The sequence below is a fragment of the Klebsiella sp. PK18 genome, from assembly GCF_057784655.1.
Map to the genome: position 1 here is coordinate 4,536,614 of NZ_CM173493.1, position 24,604 is coordinate 4,561,217.

Below are 24,604 nucleotides of genomic sequence, written 5' to 3' on the forward strand. Positions count from 1 at the left end.
AGGGGGAAAATGGTTGCGCGAGATTATAGAGATCTGACGCACTAAAAACCAGTGTTAAGCGGTTTGCGCAACGCTTTTTGCGTTGTTTACACTACCTGCGGCGGTGGAAAGTGGTATTCTCAACCCCATCGCGCAAGCCCGGGCTTGTTGTGTATTTTAACGCTAACCCTCGTCCTGCAACCGCTGTATGCAGGAGTCTGTAAGGAGACTTACCGTGTCTGAACTGTCTCAACTATCCCCGCAGCCGCTTTGGGATATTTTTGCCAAGATTTGCTCCATCCCGCACCCGTCCTATCACGAAGAACAGCTCGCCGAGCACATTATGGGTTGGGCAAAAGAAAAAGGCTTACACGCGGAACGTGACCAGGTTGGCAACATTCTGATTCGTAAAGGCGCGACTGCCGGTATGGAAAACCGCAAGCCGGTAGCGCTGCAGGCGCACCTCGATATGGTGCCGCAGAAAAACAACGATACCGTCCACGACTTCGCCAAAGATCCGATCCAGCCGTACATTGACGGCGAATGGGTGAAAGCGCGCGGCACCACGCTGGGCGCGGATAACGGCATCGGGATGGCGTCTGCACTGGCGGTGCTGGCCGACGACAGCGTCGCTCACGGTCCGCTGGAAGTGCTGCTGACCATGACCGAAGAGGCCGGTATGGACGGCGCGTTCGGTCTGCAGGCCAACTGGCTGCAGGCGGATATCCTGATCAATACCGACTCCGAAGAAGAAGGCGAAATCTACATGGGTTGCGCCGGCGGGATCGATTTCACCTCTAACCTGGCGCTGACTCGCGAAGCGATTCCGGCCGGGTTCCAGAGCTTTAAAGTAACCTTAAAAGGGCTGAAAGGCGGCCACTCCGGCGGTGACATTCACCTGGGTCTGGGTAACGCCAACAAGCTGCTGTCGCGCTTCCTCGCCGGCCACGCCGATGAGCTGGATTTGCGTCTGGTCGATTTCAACGGCGGTACGTTGCGCAACGCCATCCCGCGCGAAGCATACGCGACCGTCGCCGTCGCCGCGGATAAAGCCGATGCGCTGAAAGCGCTGGTGAATACTTACCAGGCGCTGCTGAAAAACGAGCTGGAGGCCAAAGAGAAGAACCTGGTAGTGCTCCTGGAAGCGGTTGATAACGACAAAGCAGCGCTGACGCAGGCTTCCCGCGACGGTTTCATCCGCCTGCTGAACGCCACGCCGAACGGGGTTATCCGCAACTCTGACGTGGCGAAAGGCGTAGTGGAAACTTCGCTGAACGTCGGCGTCGTCACCATGACCGATGACAACGTGCAGATCCACTGCCTGATCCGCTCGCTGATCGACAGCGGCAAAGACTACGTGGTCAGCATGCTGGATTCTCTGGGTAAACTGGCGGGGGCGAAAACCGAAGCCAAAGGCGCTTACCCTGGCTGGCAGCCGGACGCCAACTCGCCGGTAATGCACCTGGTGCGCGAGACTTACCAGCGTCTGTTCAACAAGACGCCGAACATCCAGATCATCCACGCCGGTCTGGAATGTGGTCTGTTCAAAAAACCGTATCCGGAGATGGACATGGTCTCCATCGGGCCAACCATTACCGGTCCGCACTCCCCGGATGAGCAGGTACATATCGAGAGCGTCGGCCAGTACTGGACGCTGCTGACCGAGCTGCTGAAAGCCATTCCGGCTAAATAAGCCCCACCACCGGCGGCAGTCTGCCGCCGGTTTTCCCCCGCATCACCTTAGCGCCACGCGTTTTTCCATCCGGTAGTTAATAAACCACTCCCCACGGGCCGCCACCCGCTGCTCCGCCACCACTTTAAATCCATGGGCCGTAAAACAGGGCTTTGCGGTAATGCTGGCGTCCACCGTCAGGATTTGCTCAGGATACTGAGCGCAGAGCGCCTCGATAAGCGTGCCGCCGATACCCTGCCGGGCGTGATCCGGCGAGACAAAGAGCAAATCGATATGCGTCCCGATGGCGGTGATAAAGCCAACCGGTTGATTGTTAACCACGGCCACCCGCCCGATTGAGTCAGCCAGCTTTTGTCGCCAGCGCATCTCATCCACCTGTGCCCAGGCCGCAATCTGCGCCGGGGTATAGTCCCGGCTCGCCGTTTCCTGCACCGCGCGCAGAAAGATCTGGCAGAGCAATGGCAAATCGCTGTCGTGGTAAGCACGAATATGCATGGTTAAATCCCTAATAAAAGCTGCCTTTCCAGCTGCGGATCGAGCAGCGTCACATGGAGCCCAACCAGACGCACGCCCCGTCCGCCGCGGCGCTCATCCCAGGCTTTGTGGGCGGTGGCAATCAGATCCTCTTTGTTCAGCCGCGGCCAGACGTGCTCCTGAGTGGTCAGCTGGAAATCATTAAATTTCAGTTTAATCCCCTGGCGGGCGATCAGCAGGTCCGGTTTAACCTTCGCCAGCCGCCGCTCCAGTTCGGGATAGAGATTTTCGATAATCGCTTCGCACGCTGACCATTCGTGGATATCTTCCGCTAACGTCCGCTCCACGCCCACCGATTTACGTTGCCGATCGTTATGGATTTCCCGCTCATCAATCCCGTGGCTGCGCTCCCACAGAATACGGCCGAATTTACCGAAGCGCTTGAGCAGCATGGCCAGATCGCTGTTCTGCACATCGCCACAGGTACGCAGGCCCATATTTTCCAGCTTCGCCGCCGACACCTTTCCGACACCGGGTATTTTCGCCAGCGGCAGCGCCCGCACAAACTCTGCCACCTGATGGGGAGCGATAACGAACTGGCCGTTGGGTTTATTCATATCGGAAGCGATTTTAGCGAGAAACTTCACCGGCGCCACGCCCGCCGAAGCGGTGAGGCGCAGCTCCCGTTCGATGGTCTGGCGGATCTCCTGAGCTATCAGGGTGGCCGACCCGTGACAATGCACGCTGTCGCTGACGTCAAGGTAGGCTTCATCCAGCGACAGCGGCTCAATGCGCGAGGTATAGCGGGAGAAAATTTCGCGGATATGATTCGAGGCTTCTTTGTAGGCATCGAAGCGGCCGGGAAGCAGCGTGAGATGCGGGCACAGCTTGAGCGCCGTTGCCGTCGGCATGGCGCTGCGCACGCCAAACTTACGCGCAGGATAGTTCGCGGTACTAATCACGCCACGCTGTACCCGACTGCCGCCTATCGCGAGGGGAATATCGCGCAACGCCGGGTTGTCGCGCATCTCCACCGCCGCAAAGAAACAGTCCATATCGACATGGATAATTTTACGCATCGTCAGACTCAATACTGTATACCCATACAGCATAGCAAAAACTGCGCGCCAGTTTGATGCTTTTTTTACTGCGGTGGTCAAAAAAACGCTGACAACATAAAAGTGCAATAAATCATGTTTACTTTCATAAAGTTAATCAACTAATCTGAAAGATACAATCATGAAGAAACGACTCACCGCCCTTTGCCTGCTGGCCGCCAGCAGCGCTTTAGCTAACCCACAGCTGATTGCCCACCGCGGCGGTACCGGCGATGCGCCGGAAAATACCCTGCCGGCCATTAAACTGGCGCTGGAGAACCACGCTGAGGCCATCTGGGTCACGGTGCAGTTAAGCCGCGACGGCGTACCGGTACTCTACCGTTCAAGCGATCTCTCCGCCCTGACCAACGCCGAGGGTAAGGTCTCCAGCTTAACCGCCGCCGAGCTGGCGAAAGTCGACGCCGGCTGGAAATGGGGGGATGACAGCCACCCGTGGCGCGGTAAGCAGGCCACGATCCCGACCCTGCAAAGCGTGCTGCAACAGTGGCCGCACACTTTTTTCTATATCGATATCAAATCTCCAGATACCGATCCGGCGGTGATGGGCGAACGCCTGCTGGCAGTGTTAAAAGCCACCGACAGCCTCGATCGCGTGCGGGTCTATTCCACCGATGACCGCTATATCGCCGCCCTGCCATCGGCTATTCCCCGCTTCGTCACCCGCAGCGAGACTCGCACTAAACTTGCGACTATTTCACTCAGCCACCAGTGTCAGCTGAGCAGCCAGCACGAGGGCGAGCAGTGGTATGGGCTGGAGCTGAAGCGCAAGGTGGAGGTGGTGGAGAAGTTTACCCTTGGCGAAGGGATCTCCCCGGCAACGCTCACCTGGGATAAAGAGGCGATGGATTGCTTCCGCTCACAGGGCAAAGCGCACATTATTTTCTTCGGCATCAACAGTGCGGAAGACTACCGCACGGCGAAGGAGCTGGGTGCCGACGGGGTGATGGTGGATTCTCCGGCACAGGCGAAAAGCTGGCAGTAAGGGAGTCAACGGCTAAAAAGGCCGCGAAAGCGGCCTCACATTGCTGGCATGCTATTGCCGGGTGGCGGCTAGCGCCTGACCCGGCCTACGGTCCCAAATCACCGCCGGGCCTGGGGCAACTGAAACTGCCGGTGCTGGCGGCCTCAACATCGCTGAGACGTTCCCGGAAGGCCGGGGCAGCCCGCATGGATGCGGGCTGAGGGCCGTGTTTTGCACGGATGCTGCCTCGGCCCGACCCGAAGCCTGAAGGGATAAGTCGAAGGCACCACGCAGTGGCGATGTTGCTGGCCGGAGCCCGGGGGTACAGGGGTGGCGGCGACTGGCCGCCCCCTGTGCGCTCCCTGCGCCATGAGTGACATAACGCAGAAGAAATATTGGGAGCGCAATCTGCCCGGAAATAACACAGAAGTGGTAGCCCTGCTAAGCGCAGCGCGAGCAGGGACATCTCCGGTTGCGCTGTTATTTCGCCGGGTGGCGGCTGCGCCTGACCCGGCCTACAAAACCGAAGCAGCAGACCCGGCAAGCGCAGCGCCACCGGGCACGGAGCCGCTTTATGCCGGGTGGCGGCTGCGCCTGACCCGGCCTACAAAACCGAAGCCGCAGGTCCGGCATGCGCAGCGCCGCCGGGCATTACAAAATACGCCGCTGCTGACGCTGCGCCTCGCGAGCGAGACGTTTCTTACGCGCGTCACACGGTTCCGGACAGTCGCAGACTTTCTCCAGCCCCAGCGACGAGATCCCGCCGCAGCTGCCCTGAATGCTCTTGCGCTTCACCAGGTAGCCCAGCGACATACCGAGGATCACCAGCGCAAAAATCACAAAGGTCGCGACAAATACCGTCAGCATCGTCAGCCTCCAAAGTCGTCGAGCATGATGTTCTCATCTTCGACGCCCAGGTCTTTGAGCATTTTTATCACCGCGGCGTTCATCACCGGCGGCCCGCACATATAGAATTCGCAGTCTTCCGGCGCCGGGTGGTCGCGCAGATAGTTTTCATACAGAACATTATGGATAAAGCCCGTATGCCCGGTCCAGTTATCTTCCGGCAGCGGATCGGAGAGCGCGACGTGGAAGGTAAAGTTTGGGTTGTCGCGCGCCAGCTGCTCGAACTCATCATCGTAGAACATCTCGCGCAGCGAACGGGCGCCGTACCAGAAGCTGATTTTGCGCGTGCTGTGCAGCCGCTTAAGCTGATCAAAGATATGCGAGCGCATCGGCGCCATGCCGGCGCCGCCGCCGATAAACACCATCTCAGCGTCGGTCTCTTTAGCAAAGAACTCGCCGAACGGCCCGGAAATCGTCACCTTATCGCCAGGCTTCAGCGACCAGATATAGGACGACATGATCCCCGGCGGCGCATCCGGGACCTTCGGCGGCGGCGTGGCGATGCGCACGTTGAGCATAATGATGCCCTTCTCTTCCGGATAGTTAGCCATCGAGTAGGCGCGCAGGGTCGGCTCTTTCACCTCAGAGACATAGCGGAACAGATTGAATTTGTCCCAGTCTGAACGATATTCATCAGGAATATCAAAGTCGGCATAGGCCACTTTATGCGACGGGCATTCGATCTGAATATAGCCGCCGGCGCGGAACGGCACCGCTTCACCATCAGGCACCCGTAATTTGAGCTCTTTAATGAAGGTGGCTTTGTTATCGTTAGAGATAACCTCGCACTCCCATTTTTTCACGCCGAAAATCTCTTCCGGCAGCTCAATTTTCATATTCTGCTTCACCGCCACCTGGCAGGCCAGGCGGCACCCTTCTTTGGCTTCGCGTTTGGTGATATGCGAAAGCTCGGTCGGCAGAATATCGCCGCCGCCTTCTTTGATGGTCACCCGACACTGGCCGCAGGAGCCGCCGCCGCCGCAGGCGGAAGAGACGAAGATACCGTTGCTGGACAGCGTGTTCAGCAGTTTGTCACCCGCCGGGGTGCGGATCTGTTTATCCGCTTCGTTATTGATCTCAATAACCACGTCGCCCGCGTTCACCAGCTTTGAGCGCGCAGCCAGGATAAGCCCCGACAGCACCAGCACAATCAGCGTGAACATCACGACGCCAAGAATAATTTCCATACTTATTCGCCCTTATAGCTGCACGCCGGAGAAGGACATAAAGCCCAGCGCCATCAACCCGGTGGTGATAAAGGTGATCCCTAACCCGCGCAGACCGGCGGGCACGTTGGCGTACTTCATTTTTTCGCGGATCCCCGCCATCGCCACGATCGCCAGCATCCAGCCAATGCCGGAGCCAAAGCCGTAAACGATGGATTCCGGGAAGTTGTAATCACGCTGCACCATGAACGACACGCCGCCGAAAATGGCGCAGTTAACGGCGATAAGCGGCAGGAAGATCCCTAACGCGTTATAGAGTGCCGGGAAGTACTTATCGAGGATCATCTCCAGGATCTGCACCAGCGCCGCAATCACCCCGATAAAGGTGATGAAGTTCAGGAAGCTGAGATCTACGCCTTCCACCAGCGCGCCGTCGCGCAGCACCAGGTTATAGACCAGGTTGTTGATTGGCACAGCAAGACCCAGCACCACCGTCACTGCGACGCCGAGGCCGAAGGCGGTGGAGACCTTTTTCGACACCGCGAGGAAGGTACACATCCCGAGGAAGAAGGCCAGCGCCATGTTCTCAACGAACACCGCGCGGACAAACAGGCTAATGTAATGAGCCATCATCGATTACTCCTTTTCCTGCTGCTCAGGCTTCCAGCTACGCAGGGCCCAGATCAGCAAACCGATAATGAAGAAGGCGCTCGGCGCCAGCAGGAACAGGCCGTTCGGCTGATACCAGCCGCCGTTCTGCACCGTCTCCAGCACCGTGATACCGAACAGCTTGCCGCTGCCGATAAGCTCGCGCAGGAAGCCGACGATTATCAGGATCGCGCCATAGCCGAGACCGTTGCCAATACCGTCCATAAAGCTGGCCAGCGGCGGCGATTTCATGGCATAAGCTTCGGCACGCCCCATCACGATACAGTTGGTGATGATAAGCCCGACGAACACCGACAGCTGCTTAGAGGTCTCATAAGCGAAAGCCCGCAACAGCTGATCCACCACGATGACCAGCGAGGCGATGATCGCCATCTGCACGATGATGCGCACGCTATTGGGAATATGGTGGCGAATCATCGAGATAAACATGCTGGAGAACGCCGTCACCAGCGTCACCGCAATGGTCATCACGAAGGCGGTTTCCAGTTTAGTGGTTACCGCCAGCGCGGAGCAGACGCCCAGCACCTGCAGGGCGATGGGGTTGTTGGCGATAAGCGGCCCCACCAGCACGCGCTTCACCTCTTTCATATCGCTCTGTTCAGCCATTATTCAGCCCTCCCTCACGCACTTTTTTCAGGAACGGACCAAAGCCCAGTTCGCCCATCCAGAAATCAAAGCTGCGCTGCACGCCGTTAGACGTTAGCGTGGCGCCGGATAAACCGTCTACCGCATGCAGGTCACCGGCGCGCGCGCCGCCTTTCACCACCCGGAGTGCCGGCATGCCGTTGTCATCCAGCACCTGCTTGCCAATAAACTGCTGGCGCCAGTTCGGGTTCTCCACTTCGCCGCCCAGCCCCGGGGTTTCCCCCTGATCGTAATAAGTAATACCTTTCACCGTGCGGCCATCGACGTCCAGCGCCACAAAGGCGTACATCATCGACCACAGGCCATTGCCGTAGATCGGCAGCACCATCTGCTCAATCTTCTGCTGCGCGTCGCGCACCAGATAAATTTCCGCCAGGTTGCTACGCCGCTTAATGCCGGCCGGATCCTGGCTGGCGTCCAGCGCGATGCTCTGCTGCGGATCCTTCAGCGCCTGGGCCTGATTAAATTTTGCCGGGTCTTTCTTCAGCAGCTCGCCGGTCGCCAGATTCACCAGTCGCGGCGAAATGCGCGCCGCGAAGGTTTCCGCTACCGCATCAGCATCCATCCCGGGCTGTATCAGGCCGGCGACGGCCAGGATATTGCGCTGCTTATCCAGCGCCCGCTGCGCCTGCTGGCGGGATTTCAGCCCCACGGCCGAGCCCGCTACCACGATGGAGCAGACCAGACAAAGCACCAGCACCACCAGCAGCGTTTTGCCGATGCTATCGTTACTTTTCTTCTCAGCCACGCGACTTCCTCCGCTTAATATTGGCCTGCACCACCAGGTAATCGAACAGCGGTGCGAAGAGGTTGGCGAAGAGGATCGCCAGCATCATCCCTTCCGGATAAGCCGGGTTCACCACGCGGATCAGCACGCACATCACGCCGATCAGCACGCCGTAACTCCATTTCCCTTTATCGGTAAACGAGGCGGATACCGGGTCCGTCGCCATAAACATCATGCCGAAGGCAAAGCCGCCGAGCACCAGATGCCAGTACCACGGCATCGAGAACATCGGGTTGGTATCGGAGCCGATAACGTTAAACAGGGTGGCGGTGGCGATCATGCCGATCATCACCCCGGCGACGATGCGCCAGGACGCGACGCGGCCAAAGAGAATGATCGCGCCGCCGATCAGGATCATCAGCGTGGAGACTTCGCCAATTGAGCCGGGAATGTTGCCGAGGAAGGCGTCCATCCAGCTCACCGGGATGCCGGTCGCGACGTTAACCAGCGCTTCACCGCCGCCGCTGGCCCACTGGGAGAGCGGCGTGGCGCCGGAGAAACCGTCCGCCGCCGTCCACACGAGATCGCCGGAAATCTGCGCCGGGTAGGCGAAGAACAGGAACGCGCGCCCCGCCAGCGCCGGGTTGAGGAAGTTGCGCCCGGTACCGCCGAAAATCTCTTTGGCGATCACCACCCCAAAGGAGATCCCCAGCGCCGCCTGCCATAGCGGCAGCGTAGGCGGCACAATCAGCGCGAAGAGAATCGAGGTAACGAAAAAGCCTTCGTTGATCTCATGTTTGCGCACAATCGCGAACAGCACTTCCCAGAAGCCGCCGACGATAAAAACGGTGATATAGATCGGCAGGAAGAAGACCGCGCCCAGGGTCATCATGCTCAGCCAGCCGGCGTCAGCGCTGAAGCTGACCCCTAACCACTGGGCGACGCTGTAATGCCAGTTGTTGGCGATCACCTGCTGCAGCTGTTCGGCGCCGTACAGTTTGTGCAGCGCCGGAATGGTCTGCAGCCCAACGTTGTACATGCCCCAGAACATCGCCGGGAATACGGCAAACCACACGAGGATCATCATCCGCTTGAGGTCGATGGCGTCGCGCACGTGCGCCGCGCCGCGGGTGACCTGCCCCGGCGTGTAGAAGATGGTCGCCGCCGCTTCATACAGCGGGTAATATTTTTCCAGCTTGCCGCCATGCGTGAAATGCGGCTCAAGTTTCTCAATCAGGTGCTTTAAGCCCATCTCTTATCCTTCCTGCTCAATCTGGGTTAACACGCTGCGCAGCGCCGGACCGTATTCATATTTGCCCGGACAAACGTAGGTGCAGAGCGCCAGATCTTCTTCATCCAGCTCCAGACAGCCCAGCGCCTGGGCGCTATCGCTATCGCCGGCCAGCAGATCGCGCAGCAATATGGTCGGCAGAATATCCAGCGGCATGACCCGCTCATAGTTGCCAATCGGCACCATCGCCCGCTCGCCGCCGTTAGTATCCGTGGAGAAATGAAAGCGCTTGCGCTTGAAGAAATGGCCTAGCGTAGTGCGGGTAATCGAGAACTTCTCTTTGCCCGGCATCACCCAGCCAAACAGCTCTTTTTCCCGACCTTCGCGAACCACGCTCACCTGCAGATGGAAACGCCCGAGGAAAGCGTGGGGGCCGTGGGCGCGGGTACCGCTAAGTACCGAGCCGGAAATGACGCGGTTTTCCCCCTCCTCCAGCTCGCCCGCCAGCAGATCGTCCAGGCTGGCGCCCAGCGTCGTTTTGACCAGCCGCGGCGACTTCACCTGCGGGCCGCCGAGCGCAATTACCCGTTCGCAGTTCAGCTCACCTTCAAGGAAAAGCTGACCGATAGCGATCGCATCCTGATAATTGAGGTGCCAGACCTGTTTATTCAGGCTTACCGGCTCCAGAAAGTGAATATGCGTTCCCGGCAGCCCCGCCGGGTGCGGCCCGGAGAACTGATTAAAACAGACCTGGCCGGCAGGATGGCCGCCCAGCTTGCCGCCGCTGGGCTGGCAGACATGCACTTTCCCGTCGGTCAGACGCGTGAGCACGGTAAGACCGGCATCGAAGGCGGCACGCTCGGCCAGAATAATCGGCTGCGGCTCCGCCGCCAGCGGATTGGTATCCATGGCGTTGACAAAAATAGCGGCGGGCACGCTGCCCGGGCGCGGCGTTTTACTGAATGGCCGGGTGCGTAGCGCCGTCCACAGGCCCGAGGCCAGCAGCTGCTGCTGTACGGTGTCGCGCGGCAGCTCAGCCAGTGCGTCCGCGGCGTAACGGGTAAAGGCCACCGCGTCATTGCCCTCGATATCAATCACCACTGACTGTAAAACGCGCCGTTCACCGCGGTGGATGGCGCTGACAACCCCGCTCGCCGGGGCGGTAAAGTAGACGCCGGGGGTCTTTTTATCTTCGAACAGGATCTGACCTTTTTTGACCCGATCGCCCTCTTTGACCGCCATAGCGGGACGCATCCCGACGTACTCTTCGCCGAGTAGCGCGACGCGCTTCACCGCTGGCGCAGGAGAGATCTGCTGTAATGGCATGCCAGCTATGGGCAAATCCAGCCCTTTCGTGATTTTAATCATATCGTTAGCAGGTATCCGTAACCTCAACCCCGACGCAGGCCGGGGCCAGCTTATTGACAGAATGGCAGAGAAGAAAGGGCGAAACGGCGCCAGTGGCGCTCATGACGGAAGAGAAGCCTCCTTTCTTACTCTGGTGATGAACCGGCGCAAGTGTAACATTTCGTGAGCGGCGGCTGTAGCGCGAGGGGCAATAAGTGCTTCTAAAATGCGAGCTATTGCGCAAAGTTCTGACTGTGTTTTCGCCGTAAGCGGGTTATAAAGTGAGGCTGAATTGTAAACGCCGCCACGTCGCCCTTGCGAAAAAATGCCGTGATGCTAATGTGAGCGCTCTAAATCCAGAAAACTCTGATTTCGGGTCTCTCTTGCCGTCCTGGCAATGTGGCTATTTTGTTTTATCAAGGAACAAGCAGTATGCGCAAAATCGCATTATTTATTGCGATGATTCTGTTGCCGTGCGTGTCATTTGCCGGGCTGCTCAGCAGCAATAGCCCGACGACGCCGGTTAGCAAAGAATACAAGCAGCAATTAATGGGTTCACCGGTTTACATTGAGATCTTTAAAGAAGAGCGCATGCTCGACCTTTACGTCAAAATGGGTGAAACCTACCAGCTCCTCGACAGCTATCGGATCTGCAACTATTCCGGTGGCCTGGGTCCGAAACAGCGTCAGGGTGATTTCAAGAGTCCGGAAGGGTTCTATAGCGTCACCCGCAGCCAGCTCAAACCCGACAGCCGCTTCTATAAAGCCATTAACATCGGCTTCCCGAACGCCTACGATCGCGCCCATGGTTATGAAGGGAAATACCTGATGATCCATGGCGACTGCGTCTCAGTCGGCTGCTACGCCATGACCGACAGCGGGATCGATGAGATCTTCCAGTTTGTGACCGGCGCCTTAGTCTTCGGCCAGCCAAGCGTGCAGGTGAGTATCTATCCGTTCCGCATGACCAACGCCAATATGGAACGCCACAAATACTCCTACTATGCGGATTTCTGGAAACAGCTTAAGCCTGGCTATGACTATTTCCAGCAGACCCACAAACCGCCGATTGTGTCAGTGACCGACGGCCGCTATGTGGTAAGCAAGCCGCTCAGCCACGAGGTTGTTCAGCCGCAGCTGGCCTCAAACTACACGCTCCCCGAGACAAAATAACGCCCACTCGCCTGGCATGATCTTGTGCCAGGTTTCATTGGCCGTCAGCGGCTGCGTGGCGATAACCGTGACCACATCGTTGGGTGTGGTCTCGCGTTGAAAGTCGATCTCCACATCCTGGTCCAGCAGTTTTGCCACGCCAAACGGCGCCCGCCGGGTGATCCAGTGCAGATTGGTCGAGCAGAACGCCATCACGTAGCGCCCGTCCGACAGCAGCATGTTGAACACCCCTTTCTCACGCAGTTCACCCGCCAGGGTGGCGATATACTTGAAAACGCCCAGCATATTGCCCGGCGTGCGCGGATAGCGCTCGGTTAAACGGTGCAGCAGCCAGCAAAACGCTTTTTCACTGTCGGTTTCACCTACCGGATGGAAATTACCGGTTTTCAGCGATTTATAGCCTTTGAGCTGCCCGTTGTGCGCATAGGTCCAGTTGCGCCCCCACAGTTCGCGGGTGAAGGGATGGGTGTTCTCCAGGGCCACCATCCCGCGATTGGCCTGACGGATATGGGCGACGACGGAACAGGACTTAATCGGGTAATCCTGGACCAGTTTCGCGATCGGCGACTGAAAGCTCGGCTGCGGATCTTTGAATGTGCGACAGCCTTTGCCTTCATAGAAGGTAATGCCCCAGCCGTCTTTATGCGGCCCCGTCCCGCCCCCGCGCTGCACCAGCCCGGTAAAGCTAAAACAGATATCTGTTGGCACATTGGCGCTCATCCCGAGCAGTTCGCACATAGATCACCTCACCCTCACAAATCACGACGGCGCCAAAGCGAGGCCGCCGTCAACAGTACACACTCGCCTGCCTGTTAGCCTTTCACCATCTCTTTTTCGATCAGCATAATCAGGATATGGATCACTTTGATGTGGATCTCCTGGATGCGGTCGGCATAGCCAAAGTGCGGCACGCGTATTTCAACATCGGCGGAACCCGCCATTTTGCCGCCGTCTTTACCGGTCAGGGTGATCACTTTCATCCCCTGCGCCCGCGCGGCTTCAATGGCCTTGATCACGTTGCCGGAGTTACCTGACGTGGAGATGCCGAGCAGCACATCGCCCGCACGGCCGACGGATTCAACATAGCGGGAGAACACATACTCATAGCCAAAATCATTGCTCACGCAGGAGAGATGGCTGACGTCGGAGATCGCGATGGCCGGGTAACCCGGGCGGTTTTCGCGATAACGACCGGTCAGCTCTTCCGCAAAATGCATCGCATCGCAATGGGAACCGCCGTTACCACAGGACAGCACTTTCCCACCCGCCTTAAAGCTATCCGCCAACAGAACAGCGGCACGCTGGATAGCATGGATATTGGCTTCGTCCTGCAGAAAGTTAGCCAGCGTTTCCGCGGCTTCGTTCAGTTCGTTACGAATAAGATCCTGGTACATGAGGATAATCCTTCAGTATGAGTGGAATAACCCTGGCAGTGTACCGGATAGCCGCCGAAGCGAGAAGCAGCAGGCAGTGTTATCCCCCGCCCTTTTGATTTTATGTGCCGCTTTTGCATACAACAATGTGAGCGAGGTTGTAATTATTTTGTAAACACATTGCTAAATAAAAACGCATGCACTACAACCAATACATCACAAGTGGTCAGACCTCCTACAAGCTCAGGGAGCATTTCTCTATGATGATTTTGAGTATTGTTGCAACCGTCGTTTTACTCGGTGCGCTCTTCTATCACCGGGTCAGCCTGCTGCTCAGCAGTGTGATTTTGCTCGCCTGGACCGCGGCGCTCGGCGCGGCCGGAGTGTGGAATATCTGGCTGCTGCTGCCGCTGGCCATTATTTTGTTGCCGTTCAACTTTGCCCCCATGCGTAAATCGATGATTTCCGCACCGGCATTTCGCGCTTTCCGCAAGGTGATGCCGCCGATGTCGCGTACGGAAAAAGAAGCCATCGACGCCGGCACCACCTGGTGGGAAGGCGATCTGTTCCGCGGCAACCCGGACTGGCACAAGCTGCATAACTATCCGCAGCCGCGCCTGACCGCCGAAGAGCAAGCTTTCCTCGACGGCCCGGTGGAAGAGGCCTGCCGGATGGCTAACGACTTCGCCATCACCCACGAAATGGCCGATCTGCCGCCCGAGCTGTGGGCCTATCTGAAAGAGCACCGCTTCTTCGCGATGATTATCAAGAAAGAGTATGGCGGGCTTGAGTTCTCCGCTTACGCTCAGGCACGAGTGCTACAGAAACTCTCTGGCGTCTCCGGCATCCTGGCGATCACCGTCGGCGTCCCAAACTCGCTGGGCCCGGGCGAACTGCTGCAGCATTACGGTACCGAAGAACAGAAGAATCATTATCTGCCGCGTCTGGCGCGCGGCCTGGAAATCCCCTGCTTCGCACTGACCAGTCCGGAAGCGGGCTCTGACGCCGGCGCTATTCCGGATACCGGCGTGGTGTGCATGGGCGACTGGCAGGGTCAACAGGTGCTGGGGATGCGCCTGACCTGGAACAAACGCTATATCACGCTGGCGCCAATCGCCACCGTGCTGGGGCTGGCCTTCAAACTCTCTGACCCGGACCGTTTGCTGGGCGGCGAGGAAGAGCTGGGCATCACCTGCGCGCTGATCCCCACCTCAACGCCGGGCGTGGAAATTGGCCGTCGCCACTTCCCGCTGAACGTCCCGTTCCAGAACGGCCCAACCCGCGGCAAGGATATCTTCGTGCCGATCGATTACATCATCGGCGGCCCGAGCATGGCCGGTCAGGGCTGGCGCATGCTGGTTGAATGTCTGTCCGTGGGCCGCGGTATTACCCTGCCTTCCAACGCCACCGGCGGCCTGAAATCCGTCGCTATGGCGACCGGCGCCTACGCCCACATTCGCCGTCAGTTCAAAATATCGATCGGCAAAATGGAAGGGATTGAAGAGGCGCTGGCGCGCATCGCGGGTAACGCCTATGTGATGGACGCCGCGGCATCGCTGATCACCTACGGCATTATGCTCGGCGAGAAACCGGCAGTGCTGTCCGCGATTGTGAAATATCACTGTACCCACCGCGGCCAGCGCTCCATTATCGACGCGATGGATATTACCGGCGGGAAAGGCATTATGCTGGGCGAAGGTAACTTCCTCGCCCGGGCTTACCAGGGCGCGCCGATCGCCATCACCGTTGAAGGCGCAAACATTCTGACCCGCAGCATGATGATCTTCGGTCAGGGGGCTATTCGCTGCCACCCTTACGTGCTGGAAGAGATGGCCGCCGCGCAGAATAACGACCTGAATGCCTACGATAAGCTGCTGTTCAAACACATCGGCCATGTCGGCAGTAACAAAGTCCGGAGTTTCTGGCTGGGCCTGACCGGCGGACGCACCAGCAGCGCGCCGACCCGTGACGCCACCCGTCGCTACTATCAGCAAATGAACCGTCTGAGTGCCAACCTCGCGCTGCTGTCAGACGTGTCGATGGCGGTACTGGGCGGCAGCCTCAAGCGTCGCGAACGTATCTCCGCGCGTCTGGGGGATGTGTTAAGCCAGCTGTATCTGGCCTCCGCGGTGCTGAAACGCTATGACGATGAAGGACGCAATGAAGCCGATCTGCCGCTGGTTCACTGGGGAGTGCAGGATGCGCTGCACCAGGCTGAACAGGCCATCGACGATCTGCTGAAAAACTTCCCCAACCGTCTGGTGGCAGGTGCGATGCGTGTGGCCATCTTCCCGACCGGGCGTCATCATCATGCGCCGTCGGATAAGCTGGACCATAAAGTCGCTAAAATTCTGCAGGTGCCCAGCGCCACTCGCTCCCGCATCGGTCGCGGTCAGTACCTGACGCCGAGCGAGCATAACCCGGTTGGTCTGCTGGAAGAGGCGCTGCTGGAAGTGATGGCGGCCGATCCTATCCACCAGCGGATCTGCAAAGAGTTGGGTAAAAACCTGCCGTTCACCCGTCTGGATGAGCTGGCACACAACGCGCTGGCCAAAGGATTAATAAATCAGGAAGAAGCCGCTATTCTGACCCGCGCAGAGCACAGTCGCCTGCGCAGCATCAACGTCGACGACTTTGCGCCAGAGGAGCTGGCGACAAAGCCGGTAAAGCTGCCGGAAAAAGTTCGCAAAGTTGAAGCCGCATAATAAAACAATCACCACATCACACGCCGGGCGGGGAATTTTCCCCGCCTTTTTTTCGTCCCCCCTCCTCCGTGGCTTCTGTCAGTAGCATTTTTTTAACAAAATATTCCGCTGACCGCCGCGAGGCTGATATGGTGTTACAGTTAACCTAACCCCCTCATGAGAATGGAGTTGACCATTGTGCCTGGCCTGAAAATTACGCTGTTGCAACAACCGCTGGTCTGGATGGACGGCCCTGCCAACCTGCGCCATTTTGATCGCCAACTGGAAGGGATTATTGGGCGCGATGTCATTGTTTTACCGGAGATGTTCACCACCGGCTTTGCCATGGAAGCGGCAAAACAGTCTTTACCCGAAGCCGATGTGGTGGAGTGGATGCATGCCCGGGCCGCGCAAACCCAGGCGCTGATTGCCGGCAGCGCAGCGCTGCAAACCGAACACGGCGCTGTTAACCGCTTCCTGCTGGTCGAGCCCGACGGTACGGTGCACCATTATGATAAACGGCACCTGTTCCGTATGGCCGATGAACACCATCATTATGAGGCTGGTGACCGACGCGTGGTCTTTGAATGGCGCGGATGGCGTATCCTGCCGCTGGTCTGTTACGACCTGCGCTTTCCGGTATGGTCGCGTAATCTGAACGACTATGATTTGGCGCTGTATGTTGCCAACTGGCCGGCGCCGCGCTCCCTGCACTGGCAGTCGCTGCTGGTCGCCCGCGCTATCGAGAACCAGGCCTATGTCGCCGGCTGTAACCGGGTCGGTACTGACGGTAACGGCCATCATTACCGCGGCGATAGCCGGATTATCAGTCCCCAGGGGGAGATTGTCGCCACTGCCGATCCGCATCAGGCCACCCGTCTTGATGCCGAATTGTCGCTGGCTGCCCTCCAGGAATATCGCGAAAAATTTCCCGCCTGGCGCGATGCCGATCCTTTTACCCTCGGTTAATCTCCCTCCGCTTTCTTCCTCATTCAGCAGGTAAAGAAAGCGGGATTTCGCCCGCCAGCGCACCGCAGAATATTTGCCGGGCGCCATTCATTTCTGTTCTACACTCATTAAAAGCCCCCACAACCAAATGGGCGGAGATCACCTTCAACTCACTTCTGCGTTGTAAATCATGAATTTTCTGTTGCTGGCGTGTTTTGTTAAACAACGCTGAGCGTTGGCGTAAGAATATTATGTGAGCGTAAAAGAAAATGGATAATAATAATCTGCTGTTGATTGAAAAACGGCTGGTCACCCGCTTTCTCGATATGTTTATTCGGTTCGGGCTTATTCTGGCGCTGGCCTCATTCTGTTTTACCGTCTTTTCTCCCTTTATCAATATGATGCTCTGGGCGCTGATCCTCGCCGTGGCGCTCTATCCCTTACATCAATATTTTGCCGGATTGTTAGCGGGCAAACAGGGACTGGCGTCAGTGGTGCTGGTGTTGTTAGGTATTTTACTGATCGTCATCCCCACGGTGCTGATGATCACCTCGTTGGCGGAAAGCGCCAGCGCCATGATAGACAAGATGGGCAGCCAGAGCTTTACCATTCCCCCGCCCTCCTCGCGCATTGCCGCGTTACCGATCATTGGCGAACGGCTTAGCGCCCTGTGGATGAGAGCTTCCGTCGATCTCCCGGGACTGCTCAGTAATTACCGCTCGCAAATCGGCGACATTGCCAAACAGTTTCTCAGTATTTTGGCCAGCATGGGCGGCGGGCTGATTGGCTTTATTATTTCGTTTATCGTCTCGGGAATTATGATGGCCTGGGGCGCAGCGGGCGCCATCAGCGCCCAGCGTATTGCCATCCGTATTACCGATGAAAATAAAGGCGTGACCCTCACCCGCCTGTGCACCAGCACCATCCGCGCGGTCGCCCAGGGCGTCATCGGGGTGGCATTGATCCAGGCGCTGCTGGTCGGCGTGATCATGCTGATGGCCAGCATTCCCGCCGTCGGGATCTTCTTTATTCTGGCCCTGATCCTCGGCATTGCCCAGGTGCCGGTGATCCTGGTGACGGCCCCGGCCATTGCGCTAATGTGGAGTCTCGGCACCCACAGTACCGGCATGGATATCTTCTACACCATCCTGCTGATCGTCGCCGGCATGGCCGATAACGTCCTCAAACCTCTGCTGCTGGGGCGCGGAGTCGACGCGCCAATGCCGGTAGTGCTGCTGGGCGCCCTCGGCGGAATGGCCTCTAACGGCATTCTCGGTATGTTTCTCGGCGCCACCCTGCTGGCCATCGGTTATCGGATCTTCATGACCTGGGTAAATGAAGGGCAACCCGCCCTGCCGCAGGATAAATAACCTCAAGGGAGCGTTACGCTCCCTTAATTCATTCCATAAACATTCGTACCGCGCACCAGACCAGCAGCAGCGCCAGCAGCAGATTTAACCCTCTTCCATGGCGTTCGAACACCGGCTGAAACAGATGACCGGCCAGCGCCCAGCAAAGATTGCCGGCAACGCCTATTACTGATAGCAACAGGCTTATCATCACCAGCCAGAATGGCTCGCGAGTCACTGGCAGAACAAAGGTCGACAGGGCCGTGATGCCGTACAGGATAATTTTTACATTCACAAACTGCAGCCCCAGGCTGGCCCAGAAGCTGACAGGCCGCTCCTCCTGCCCACCGCTGGCCGGGTCGCTGCGGGCAATGTGCCAGGCCAGCCACAGGATATACCCTGCGCCGACCCAGCGTAGCAGGGAGGTTATCCCCTCATCCAGGGTAACGAGAGTGAACGTCAGCCCGGCACAAATCAGCATGATGATCACAAACCCCAGGCTCATGCCGGCCAGAACCCGCATGCTCCGTCGAAAGCCGTGCGCGGTGACGCTGCTCAGCGCCAGAATATTATTCGGCCCGGGCGTCAGGGCGGTGATCAGGGTGTAAGTTAAAAAGGCGCTAATCAGGGTAGGTGTCACGTGTTTTCTCCTCTTGACTGGCAGACAGTACCCGAAGCTGATAATTTAAAAAAATGAATGTTTTTTCATTCTGAATTCGAGAATGTCGATATAAAGAGGAAATATGGATCTGCGACGCTTTATCACTTTCAAAACGGTTGTCGAAGAAGGATCCTTTCTGCGCGCCTCGCAGAAACTGTGCTGCACCCAGTCCACCGTAACCTTTCATATCCAGCAGCTTGAGCAGGAGCTTGCCATCCCGCTGTTTGAGAAAATTGGCCGGCGGATGTGTCTCACCGCCGCGGGTAAGAATGTCCTGCCGCATGTCTACGACTTGACCAAAGTAATGGCGTCGATTCGCCAGGCGGCGCGCCAGGACGATGAACCCGGCGGCGAACTTCGCGTCGCCACTGGTGAAACCCTGCTGGCGTACAAAATGCCGCCGGTGCTGCAGCGTTTTAAGCAACGCGCCCCGAAGGTCCGCCTGTCACTGCAGTCACTCAATTGCTACAACATCCGTGATGCGCTGCTCGCTGACGAAGTCGACCTGGGGGTGTTTTACCGGGTTGGCAACGATGATGCGCTCACCATGATGGAACTTGGCCCGCAGCCGCTGGCGCTGGTCGCGTCAGTCGATCAGGCGCCGGTCGACTTCCTGCGCCCGCGGCAGCATATCCCATTGAGCTTTATCATCAACGAACCCCAGTGCGTGTTCCGGCAGATTTTTGAAAGTACCCTGCGCCAGCGCGGCATTACCATGGAGAACACCATCGAACTGTGGAGTATTGAAAGCATCAAGCAGTGCGTGGCGGGCAATCTAGGGGTGAGTTTTCTGCCGCGCTTTGCGGTAGAGGAGGAACTCAAACGCGGGACGCTGGTCGAGCTGCCGTTCAGCGAGACGCCGCTGACGATCCATGCGCTCTGCGCCCATCACGCCGGGAAAGCAATCAGTCCGGCGATGCGGGTATTCATGCAGTGTATGCAGGAGGAACAAGAGGCGCGCTGAAATTCGGCGACGAAAACGACGAAAGCCTGAATCATTGCTGATTCAGGCTTTCTGAATAGTGGCGGAACGGACGGGACTCGAACCCGCGACCCCCTGCGTGACAGGCAGGTATTCTAACCGACTGAACTACCGCTCCGCGTTGTTGTTCCGTTGGGAACGAGGCGAATATTACGGATTCCCCTCTACCCCGTCAACGCTTTTTCTACCGTTTTGAATCGTTTGCTGCAAAAATCGCCCAACCGCCTACTTTTAATCCATTTTAGTGGTTATCAGGCACGCCACAGGCAGCTTCCGCCTTTCTTTTGTACCAGATCGAGGCGGGATTCATGGTTCACCAGTTCTTCATCAGAGGCATAAACTACCCGTAACTGGCTGGCGGCGCGGACGACGCGCTGAATGCCCATCTCTCCCGCCTGCTGCTGGCTTTCGCCTTCCATAGAGAACGCCATCGAAGTCTGGCCGCCGGTCATCATCAAATAGACATCGGCAAGGATCTGGGCATCGAGTAATGCCCCGTGCAGCGTACGCTTGCTGTTATCTATTTCGTAGCGCGAACATAACGCATCCAGGCTGTTGCGCTTGCCGGGGAACATTTTCCGCGCCAGCGCCAGGCTGTCGGTGATTTTACAAAAGGTCTCGGTTTTCCCGATGCCGCGGTTCAGCTTCCCGAACTCATAATCCATAAAGCCGATATCGAACGAGGCGTTATGGATCACCAGCTCCGCGCCGCGGATGTAATCCATAAACTCATCAGCCACATCGGCAAAGGTGGGTTTGTCCAGCAGGAACTCATCGGCGATCCCGTGCACGCCGAATGCTTCAGGATCCACCAGCCGATCGGGCTTCAGATAGACATGGAAATTGTTACCGGTCAGGCGGCGGTTGATCACCTCCACCGCGCCAATCTCAATGATCTTGTGTCCTTCGTAGTGCGCCCCGATCTGGTTCATACCGGTGGTTTCGGTATCGAGAACAATCTGGCGCGTAATTGCAGTGCTCATAGCGGTCATTTATGTCAGACTTATCGTTTACAAATCGATTTCAATTACAGGAAGTCTACCAGAGATGCTCAAACAGGTAGAAATTTTCACCGACGGCTCTTGCCTGGGAAATCCAGGACCCGGCGGTTACGGCGCCATCATGCGCTACCGCCAGCACGAAAAAACCTTTAGCGCCGGCTACCGTCTGACCACCAATAACCGCATGGAACTGATGGCGGCAATCGTCGCTCTCGAGGCGTTAAAAGAGCATTGTGAGGTGGTGCTCAGCACCGACAGCCAGTATGTCCGCCAGGGGATCACCCAGTGGATCCACAACTGGAAAAAGCGCGGCTGGAAAACGGCAGAGAAAAAACCGGTAAAGAATGTCGACCTCTGGCAGCGGCTGGATGCTGCGCTTGGCCAGCATAAGATCAAATGGGAGTGGGTGAAGGGCCACGCCGGCCATCCAGAAAACGAACGCTGCGACGAGCTGGCCCGCGCGGCGGCCTCCCATCCCACTCAGGACGACATCGGCTACCAGCCGGAGAGCTAATTCTGCCCCTTGCGCCACTGCCGGGTGGCGCCGACTGCCGGCCGCAGCTGGGTTTTCGCTTTACCGGATTTCATCGGATTGAGCGTCAGCGGAATGGTCCGTTTACGGGCGACAATCAATTGCAAACAGCCCAGCGCTGGCAGATGGGTGCTCAGCAGTTTGCCGCCGTGGCGCGACCAGGGTAAAACCTGATAACGCCCATAGTGCAGCACTTCAAAGTTGAGTAGCGACAGCCAGTCCAGCTGGCGCATCAGCGTAAACATACGGCTATTATAAGGCGTACCGTTGCGCAGGAGCGGCACCAGCTTACGCAACCCCATCAGGCTGACCGGATTAAACCCGGTCAGGATCATCCAGCCATCATCGATCAGTACACGATCGGCTTCCCGCAGCAGACGATGCGGATCGCTACACCACGGCAGGGTGTGCGCCAGCAGGCAGGCGTCGACGGACTTTTCGGCAAAGGGTAAATGCAGCGGATCGGCCCGAACCTGCATCGGATTTCCTGCCAGCGAGACATTGACCTGGTGCGAGATGGCGCAAGCTTCAGTATTGATTTCCGCGCTCAGATTGCCAATCTTAAGCAGATGAAAGCCATATAATTTAGCCAGCCACGGTTTCATCTGCTGCTCCAGCGTTTCGCGATAGTATTCGCCCCACGGCATACTGGACCAATGCTCAGGCGCTGTCACTGTGTGAGGTATCCTTGCCGGCTTCATTGCCACCTTCCGCTACGCTTTAGAGGTAATTTATGAATCTTATCAGTATTCCCGCGTTTCAGGACAACTACATCTGGGTTCTCAGTGAGAATAACGGCCGCTGCATCATCGTTGACCCAGGCGAAGCCGCGCCGGTTCTGGCGGCCATTGAGGAAAACCAATGGCAGCCCGAAGCCATTTTACTAACCCATCACCATCAGGATCACGTCGGCGGCGTAAAACAATTACGTGAAAAATTCCCTTCTATAGTGGTTTACGGGCCGGCGGAAACCCAGGATAAGGGAGTCACTCAGGTGGTAGGCGATGGCGATCGGCTGTCAATTCTCGGGCACGATTTTTCCATTTTCTCTACGCCAGGTCACACATTAGGACATATCTGTTACTACAGCGAACCTTATCTGTTCTGTGGCGACACAATGTTCTCCGGCGGCTGCGGAAGGCTCTTCGAAGGTACTGCAGAGCAGATGTATCAATCATTTATGAAAATTAACGCCCTTCCTGAAGAAACCCTCATATGTTGCGCACATGAATATACGTTAGCGAATATGAAGTTTGCATTGAGTATCCTGCCAGATGATAGGGACATAAACGATTACTATCATAAAGTTAATGAGTTACGTGCAAAAAAACAAAAAACACTACCCGTAACTCTGAAAAATGAGCGTCGTATAAATTTATTTTTACGCGTAAATGATATTGATTTAATTGATAAAATTAACCAAGAAACAAATTTGCAACACTCTGTGGCGCGATTTGCATGGTTAAGGTCAAAGAAAGACGACTTCTGATATTTAATTCTTGTCATCGGCCAACTTCGCCGTTATCCTTGGTCGTCTTTTAAGCAACTATTGACACACACATGAAGGCACGAGCGATATTACTCGCCTCTGTCCTGCTGGTGGGGTGCCAGGCGTCTAAGCACGATGGCACCGTCGAACAGCGAGCACAGAGCCTTTCTGCGGCTGGTCAAGGGGAAGCAGGTAAGTTCACAAGTCAAGCGCGCTGGTTAGATGATGGAACCTTCTACGCGCAAGACCAGGATCTGTGGACTTCCATAGGCGACGAGCTAAAGATGGGAATACCGGATAATCCCCGGATTCGCGAACAGAAACAGAAGTACTTAAGAAATAAGAGCTATCTCCACGATGTAACTTTACGGGCAGAGCCGTATATGTACTGGATAGCCGGGCAGGTTAAGAAACGTAACATGCCAATGGAACTGGTATTACTACCCATAGTGGAGAGCGCTTTTGACCCACACGCGACGTCTGGCGCCAATGCCGCAGGCATTTGGCAGATCATTCCGAGCACAGGGCGCAATTATGGTTTAAAACAGACCCGCAGTTACGATGCGCGTCGTGACGTCGTCGCATCTACTACCGCGGCGCTGGACATGATGCAACGTCTGAACAAAATGTTCGACGGCGACTGGTTATTAACGGTCGCAGCCTATAACAGCGGCGAAGGTCGGGTCATGAAAGCAGTAAAAGCGAACCGTTCGCGTGGTAAACCCACCGATTTCTGGTCGCTGTCTCTGCCGCATGAAACGAAAATCTACGTACCGAAAATGCTGGCGTTGAGCGACATTCTCAAAAACAGCAAGCGTTACGGCGTAAAGCTGCCTACGGCCGATGAAAGCCGTGCGCTGGCGCGCGTTCGCCTCGACAGCCCGGTTGATATTTCTCAGCTCGCGGACATGGCAGGAATGCCGGTCAGCAAACTGAAAACCTTCAACGCTGGCGTAAAGGGGTCAACGCTGGGCGCGAGTGGGCCAAAGTACGTCATGGTGCCGCAGAAGCACGCCGCTCAGCTGCGTGAATCGCTGGCCTCTGGCGACATTGCCGCCGTGCAGCCAACGCAGCTCGCGGACAATACGCCGCTGACCAGCCGTAGCTATAAGGTACGCTCTGGCGACACGATTTCCGGGATTGCTTCGCGTCTCGGCGTCACGACCCGGGATTTGCAGCAGTGGAACAATCTGCGCGGTTCAGGGTTAAAAGTCGGGCAGAGTCTGGTTGTCGGCGCAGGTAGCAGCGCACAGCGCCTGGCGAACAACAGCGATAGCATCACCTATCGTGTTCGCAAAGGTGATTCGCTGTCGAGCATCGCCAAGCGTCACGGTGTTAATATTCGCGACGTGATGCGCTGGAACAGCGATACCGACAATCTGCGGCCTGGCGATCAGCTAACGCTGTTTGTGAAAAACAGCGATCGACCAGAGTCCTGATACGTCAGGGTTCGATAAAAAGGCACCGACTTCCCCCGGTGCCTTTTTTGTTGCCCG

General features: G+C 57.1%; 24 protein-coding genes and 1 tRNA gene. 10 read left to right on the plus strand and 15 right to left on the minus strand.

The annotated features are described in order from the left end of the window. Positions 1 to 214: 214 nt before the first annotated feature. Positions 215 to 1,672: a cytosol nonspecific dipeptidase gene (gene pepD / locus AC3EMD_RS22395; protein ID WP_012968882.1), complete on the plus strand. Its 1,458-nt coding sequence runs from the start codon at positions 215 to 217 to the stop codon at positions 1,670 to 1,672. 42 nt (positions 1,673 to 1,714) lie between these two features. Here the strand turns inward: pepD and AC3EMD_RS22400 are convergent, their stop codons facing one another. Together AC3EMD_RS22400 and dinB are read right to left on the minus strand one after the other, a co-directional pair. Continuing rightward, positions 1,715 to 2,167, minus strand: a complete 453-nt coding sequence (locus AC3EMD_RS22400) for a GNAT family N-acetyltransferase (RefSeq protein ID WP_302073781.1) — start codon at positions 2,165 to 2,167, stop codon at positions 1,715 to 1,717. A gap of 2 nt (positions 2,168 to 2,169) precedes the next feature. Beyond that, on the minus strand, positions 2,170 to 3,225 hold the full coding sequence (dinB, locus tag AC3EMD_RS22405; protein WP_044650061.1) for a DNA polymerase IV: 1,056 nt from the start codon (positions 3,223 to 3,225) through the stop codon (positions 2,170 to 2,172). Positions 3,226 to 3,385: 160 nt separating this feature from the next. On the opposite strand from dinB, the gene AC3EMD_RS22410 reads away from it, so the two are divergent. Continuing rightward, positions 3,386 to 4,246 (plus strand): glycerophosphodiester phosphodiesterase family protein, encoded by an 861-nt coding sequence (locus tag AC3EMD_RS22410; protein ID WP_302073782.1) that lies wholly within the window; start codon positions 3,386 to 3,388, stop codon positions 4,244 to 4,246. Between the two features lie 630 nt (positions 4,247 to 4,876). On the opposite strand, the gene nqrM is transcribed toward AC3EMD_RS22410, so the two are convergent. The 7 genes from nqrM to AC3EMD_RS22445 are packed head-to-tail and all read right to left on the minus strand — an operon-like array spanning position 4,877 to position 10,937. Beyond that, positions 4,877 to 5,092, minus strand: a complete 216-nt coding sequence (gene nqrM / locus AC3EMD_RS22415; protein ID WP_004204638.1) for a (Na+)-NQR maturation NqrM — start codon at positions 5,090 to 5,092, stop codon at positions 4,877 to 4,879. Between the two features lie 2 nt (positions 5,093 to 5,094). Continuing rightward, positions 5,095 to 6,318 carry an NADH:ubiquinone reductase (Na(+)-transporting) subunit F gene (gene nqrF, locus AC3EMD_RS22420; RefSeq protein WP_008805267.1) on the minus strand — a complete coding sequence of 408 codons (1,224 nt, stop codon included), beginning with the start codon at positions 6,316 to 6,318 and terminating at the stop codon, positions 5,095 to 5,097. Positions 6,319 to 6,330: 12 nt separating this feature from the next. Further along, on the minus strand, positions 6,331 to 6,927 hold the full coding sequence (gene nqrE / locus AC3EMD_RS22425) for an NADH:ubiquinone reductase (Na(+)-transporting) subunit E (RefSeq protein ID WP_004177335.1): 597 nt from the start codon (positions 6,925 to 6,927) through the stop codon (positions 6,331 to 6,333). A gap of 6 nt (positions 6,928 to 6,933) precedes the next feature. Further along, on the minus strand, positions 6,934 to 7,572 hold the full coding sequence (locus AC3EMD_RS22430; protein ID WP_002889716.1) for an NADH:ubiquinone reductase (Na(+)-transporting) subunit D: 639 nt from the start codon (positions 7,570 to 7,572) through the stop codon (positions 6,934 to 6,936). After that, complete coding sequence (locus AC3EMD_RS22435) at positions 7,565 to 8,359, minus strand: Na(+)-translocating NADH-quinone reductase subunit C (RefSeq protein ID WP_302073783.1); 795 nt, start codon at positions 8,357 to 8,359, stop codon at positions 7,565 to 7,567. Before AC3EMD_RS22435 ends, AC3EMD_RS22430 begins: the two co-directional genes overlap by 8 nt. Next, the gene (locus AC3EMD_RS22440) at positions 8,352 to 9,590 is read right to left on the minus strand and encodes an NADH:ubiquinone reductase (Na(+)-transporting) subunit B (protein WP_012968885.1); all 1,239 of its coding nucleotides are present in this window, start codon (positions 9,588 to 9,590) and stop codon (positions 8,352 to 8,354) included. The genes AC3EMD_RS22435 and AC3EMD_RS22440 overlap by 8 nt, the downstream gene beginning before the upstream one ends. Before the next feature lie 3 nt (positions 9,591 to 9,593). Further along, on the minus strand, positions 9,594 to 10,937 hold the full coding sequence (locus AC3EMD_RS22445) for a Na(+)-translocating NADH-quinone reductase subunit A (RefSeq protein WP_012968886.1): 1,344 nt from the start codon (positions 10,935 to 10,937) through the stop codon (positions 9,594 to 9,596). 411 nt (positions 10,938 to 11,348) lie between these two features. Between AC3EMD_RS22445 and dpaA the strand changes: the two genes are divergently transcribed. Beyond that, positions 11,349 to 12,089, plus strand: coding sequence for a peptidoglycan meso-diaminopimelic acid protein amidase (gene dpaA, locus AC3EMD_RS22450; RefSeq protein ID WP_023322097.1), 741 nt, complete (start codon positions 11,349 to 11,351; stop codon positions 12,087 to 12,089). Here the strand turns inward: dpaA and AC3EMD_RS22455 are convergent. Together AC3EMD_RS22455 and lpcA are read right to left on the minus strand one after the other, a co-directional pair. After that, on the minus strand, positions 12,060 to 12,827 hold the full coding sequence (locus AC3EMD_RS22455; RefSeq protein ID WP_008805262.1) for a class II glutamine amidotransferase: 768 nt from the start codon (positions 12,825 to 12,827) through the stop codon (positions 12,060 to 12,062). The genes dpaA and AC3EMD_RS22455 overlap by 30 nt on opposite strands. 74 nt (positions 12,828 to 12,901) lie before the next feature. Beyond that, complete coding sequence (gene lpcA / locus AC3EMD_RS22460; protein ID WP_008805261.1) at positions 12,902 to 13,483, minus strand: D-sedoheptulose 7-phosphate isomerase; 582 nt, start codon at positions 13,481 to 13,483, stop codon at positions 12,902 to 12,904. 239 nt (positions 13,484 to 13,722) lie between these two features. Between lpcA and fadE the strand changes: the two genes are divergently transcribed. From fadE to AC3EMD_RS22475, 3 genes are all read left to right on the plus strand, one after another. After that, the gene (fadE, locus tag AC3EMD_RS22465) at positions 13,723 to 16,167 is read left to right on the plus strand and encodes an acyl-CoA dehydrogenase FadE (protein WP_008805260.1); all 2,445 of its coding nucleotides are present in this window, start codon (positions 13,723 to 13,725) and stop codon (positions 16,165 to 16,167) included. Between the two features lie 177 nt (positions 16,168 to 16,344). Beyond that, positions 16,345 to 17,115, plus strand: a complete 771-nt coding sequence (locus tag AC3EMD_RS22470; RefSeq protein ID WP_016160335.1) for an amidohydrolase — start codon at positions 16,345 to 16,347, stop codon at positions 17,113 to 17,115. 248 nt (positions 17,116 to 17,363) lie between these two features. Next, the gene (locus tag AC3EMD_RS22475; RefSeq protein ID WP_012542797.1) at positions 17,364 to 18,464 is read left to right on the plus strand and encodes an AI-2E family transporter; all 1,101 of its coding nucleotides are present in this window, start codon (positions 17,364 to 17,366) and stop codon (positions 18,462 to 18,464) included. A 28-nt stretch (positions 18,465 to 18,492) separates the two neighbouring features. Here the strand turns inward: AC3EMD_RS22475 and eamB are convergent, their stop codons facing one another. Further along, complete coding sequence (eamB, locus tag AC3EMD_RS22480) at positions 18,493 to 19,083, minus strand: cysteine/O-acetylserine transporter (RefSeq protein ID WP_004204623.1); 591 nt, start codon at positions 19,081 to 19,083, stop codon at positions 18,493 to 18,495. A 103-nt stretch (positions 19,084 to 19,186) separates the two neighbouring features. Between eamB and AC3EMD_RS22485 the strand changes: the two genes are divergently transcribed. Then, positions 19,187 to 20,068 carry a LysR family transcriptional regulator gene (locus tag AC3EMD_RS22485; protein ID WP_064323851.1) on the plus strand — a complete coding sequence of 294 codons (882 nt, stop codon included), beginning with the start codon at positions 19,187 to 19,189 and terminating at the stop codon, positions 20,066 to 20,068. A gap of 59 nt (positions 20,069 to 20,127) precedes the next feature. On the opposite strand, the gene AC3EMD_RS22490 is transcribed toward AC3EMD_RS22485, so the two are convergent. Further along, positions 20,128 to 20,204, minus strand: a tRNA-Asp gene (locus AC3EMD_RS22490). 133 nt (positions 20,205 to 20,337) lie between these two features. Next, positions 20,338 to 21,069 carry a DNA polymerase III subunit epsilon gene (dnaQ, locus tag AC3EMD_RS22495; protein ID WP_004204621.1) on the minus strand — a complete coding sequence of 244 codons (732 nt, stop codon included), beginning with the start codon at positions 21,067 to 21,069 and terminating at the stop codon, positions 20,338 to 20,340. Positions 21,070 to 21,133: 64 nt separating this feature from the next. On the opposite strand from dnaQ, the gene rnhA reads away from it, so the two are divergent. Then, positions 21,134 to 21,601 carry a ribonuclease HI gene (rnhA, locus tag AC3EMD_RS22500; protein ID WP_004204620.1) on the plus strand — a complete coding sequence of 156 codons (468 nt, stop codon included), beginning with the start codon at positions 21,134 to 21,136 and terminating at the stop codon, positions 21,599 to 21,601. Here the strand turns inward: rnhA and AC3EMD_RS22505 are convergent. Further along, a complete protein-coding gene (locus AC3EMD_RS22505; RefSeq protein WP_012968892.1) occupies positions 21,598 to 22,320 on the minus strand; it encodes a class I SAM-dependent methyltransferase in 723 nt (240 codons plus the stop codon). The two genes, rnhA and AC3EMD_RS22505, sit on opposite strands and share 4 nt — an antisense overlap. A 32-nt stretch (positions 22,321 to 22,352) precedes the next feature. Between AC3EMD_RS22505 and gloB the strand changes: the two genes are divergently transcribed. Both gloB and mltD read left to right on the plus strand, forming a co-directional pair. After that, complete coding sequence (gene gloB / locus AC3EMD_RS22510) at positions 22,353 to 23,108, plus strand: hydroxyacylglutathione hydrolase (protein WP_008805253.1); 756 nt, start codon at positions 22,353 to 22,355, stop codon at positions 23,106 to 23,108. 71 nt (positions 23,109 to 23,179) lie between these two features. Beyond that, on the plus strand, positions 23,180 to 24,547 hold the full coding sequence (mltD, locus tag AC3EMD_RS22515) for a murein transglycosylase D (RefSeq protein WP_008805252.1): 1,368 nt from the start codon (positions 23,180 to 23,182) through the stop codon (positions 24,545 to 24,547). The last annotated feature ends 57 nt before the right edge of the window (positions 24,548 to 24,604 follow it).

Coding starts and splice junctions, on each gene's coding strand:
- AC3EMD_RS22445 (WP_012968886.1), bottom strand. CDS start 10,937: ATGATTAAAATCACGAAAGGGCTGGATTTGCCCATAGCTGGCATGCCA.
- lpcA (WP_008805261.1), bottom strand. CDS start 13,483: ATGTACCAGGATCTTATTCGTAACGAACTGAACGAAGCCGCGGAAACG.
- mltD (WP_008805252.1), top strand. CDS start 23,180: ATGAAGGCACGAGCGATATTACTCGCCTCTGTCCTGCTGGTGGGGTGC.
- AC3EMD_RS22455 (WP_008805262.1), bottom strand. CDS start 12,827: ATGTGCGAACTGCTCGGGATGAGCGCCAATGTGCCAACAGATATCTGT.
- AC3EMD_RS22440 (WP_012968885.1), bottom strand. CDS start 9,590: ATGGGCTTAAAGCACCTGATTGAGAAACTTGAGCCGCATTTCACGCAT.
- nqrE (WP_004177335.1), bottom strand. CDS start 6,927: ATGGCTCATTACATTAGCCTGTTTGTCCGCGCGGTGTTCGTTGAGAAC.
- nqrF (WP_008805267.1), bottom strand. CDS start 6,318: ATGGAAATTATTCTTGGCGTCGTGATGTTCACGCTGATTGTGCTGGTG.
- fadE (WP_008805260.1), top strand. CDS start 13,723: ATGATGATTTTGAGTATTGTTGCAACCGTCGTTTTACTCGGTGCGCTC.
- dinB (WP_044650061.1), bottom strand. CDS start 3,225: ATGCGTAAAATTATCCATGTCGATATGGACTGTTTCTTTGCGGCGGTG.
- AC3EMD_RS22475 (WP_012542797.1), top strand. CDS start 17,364: ATGGATAATAATAATCTGCTGTTGATTGAAAAACGGCTGGTCACCCGC.
- AC3EMD_RS22430 (WP_002889716.1), bottom strand. CDS start 7,572: ATGGCTGAACAGAGCGATATGAAAGAGGTGAAGCGCGTGCTGGTGGGG.
- rnhA (WP_004204620.1), top strand. CDS start 21,134: ATGCTCAAACAGGTAGAAATTTTCACCGACGGCTCTTGCCTGGGAAAT.
- dnaQ (WP_004204621.1), bottom strand. CDS start 21,069: ATGAGCACTGCAATTACGCGCCAGATTGTTCTCGATACCGAAACCACC.
- AC3EMD_RS22485 (WP_064323851.1), top strand. CDS start 19,187: ATGGATCTGCGACGCTTTATCACTTTCAAAACGGTTGTCGAAGAAGGA.
- gloB (WP_008805253.1), top strand. CDS start 22,353: ATGAATCTTATCAGTATTCCCGCGTTTCAGGACAACTACATCTGGGTT.
- dpaA (WP_023322097.1), top strand. CDS start 11,349: ATGCGCAAAATCGCATTATTTATTGCGATGATTCTGTTGCCGTGCGTG.
- AC3EMD_RS22400 (WP_302073781.1), bottom strand. CDS start 2,167: ATGCATATTCGTGCTTACCACGACAGCGATTTGCCATTGCTCTGCCAG.
- AC3EMD_RS22410 (WP_302073782.1), top strand. CDS start 3,386: ATGAAGAAACGACTCACCGCCCTTTGCCTGCTGGCCGCCAGCAGCGCT.
- AC3EMD_RS22505 (WP_012968892.1), bottom strand. CDS start 22,320: ATGAAGCCGGCAAGGATACCTCACACAGTGACAGCGCCTGAGCATTGG.
- nqrM (WP_004204638.1), bottom strand. CDS start 5,092: ATGCTGACGGTATTTGTCGCGACCTTTGTGATTTTTGCGCTGGTGATC.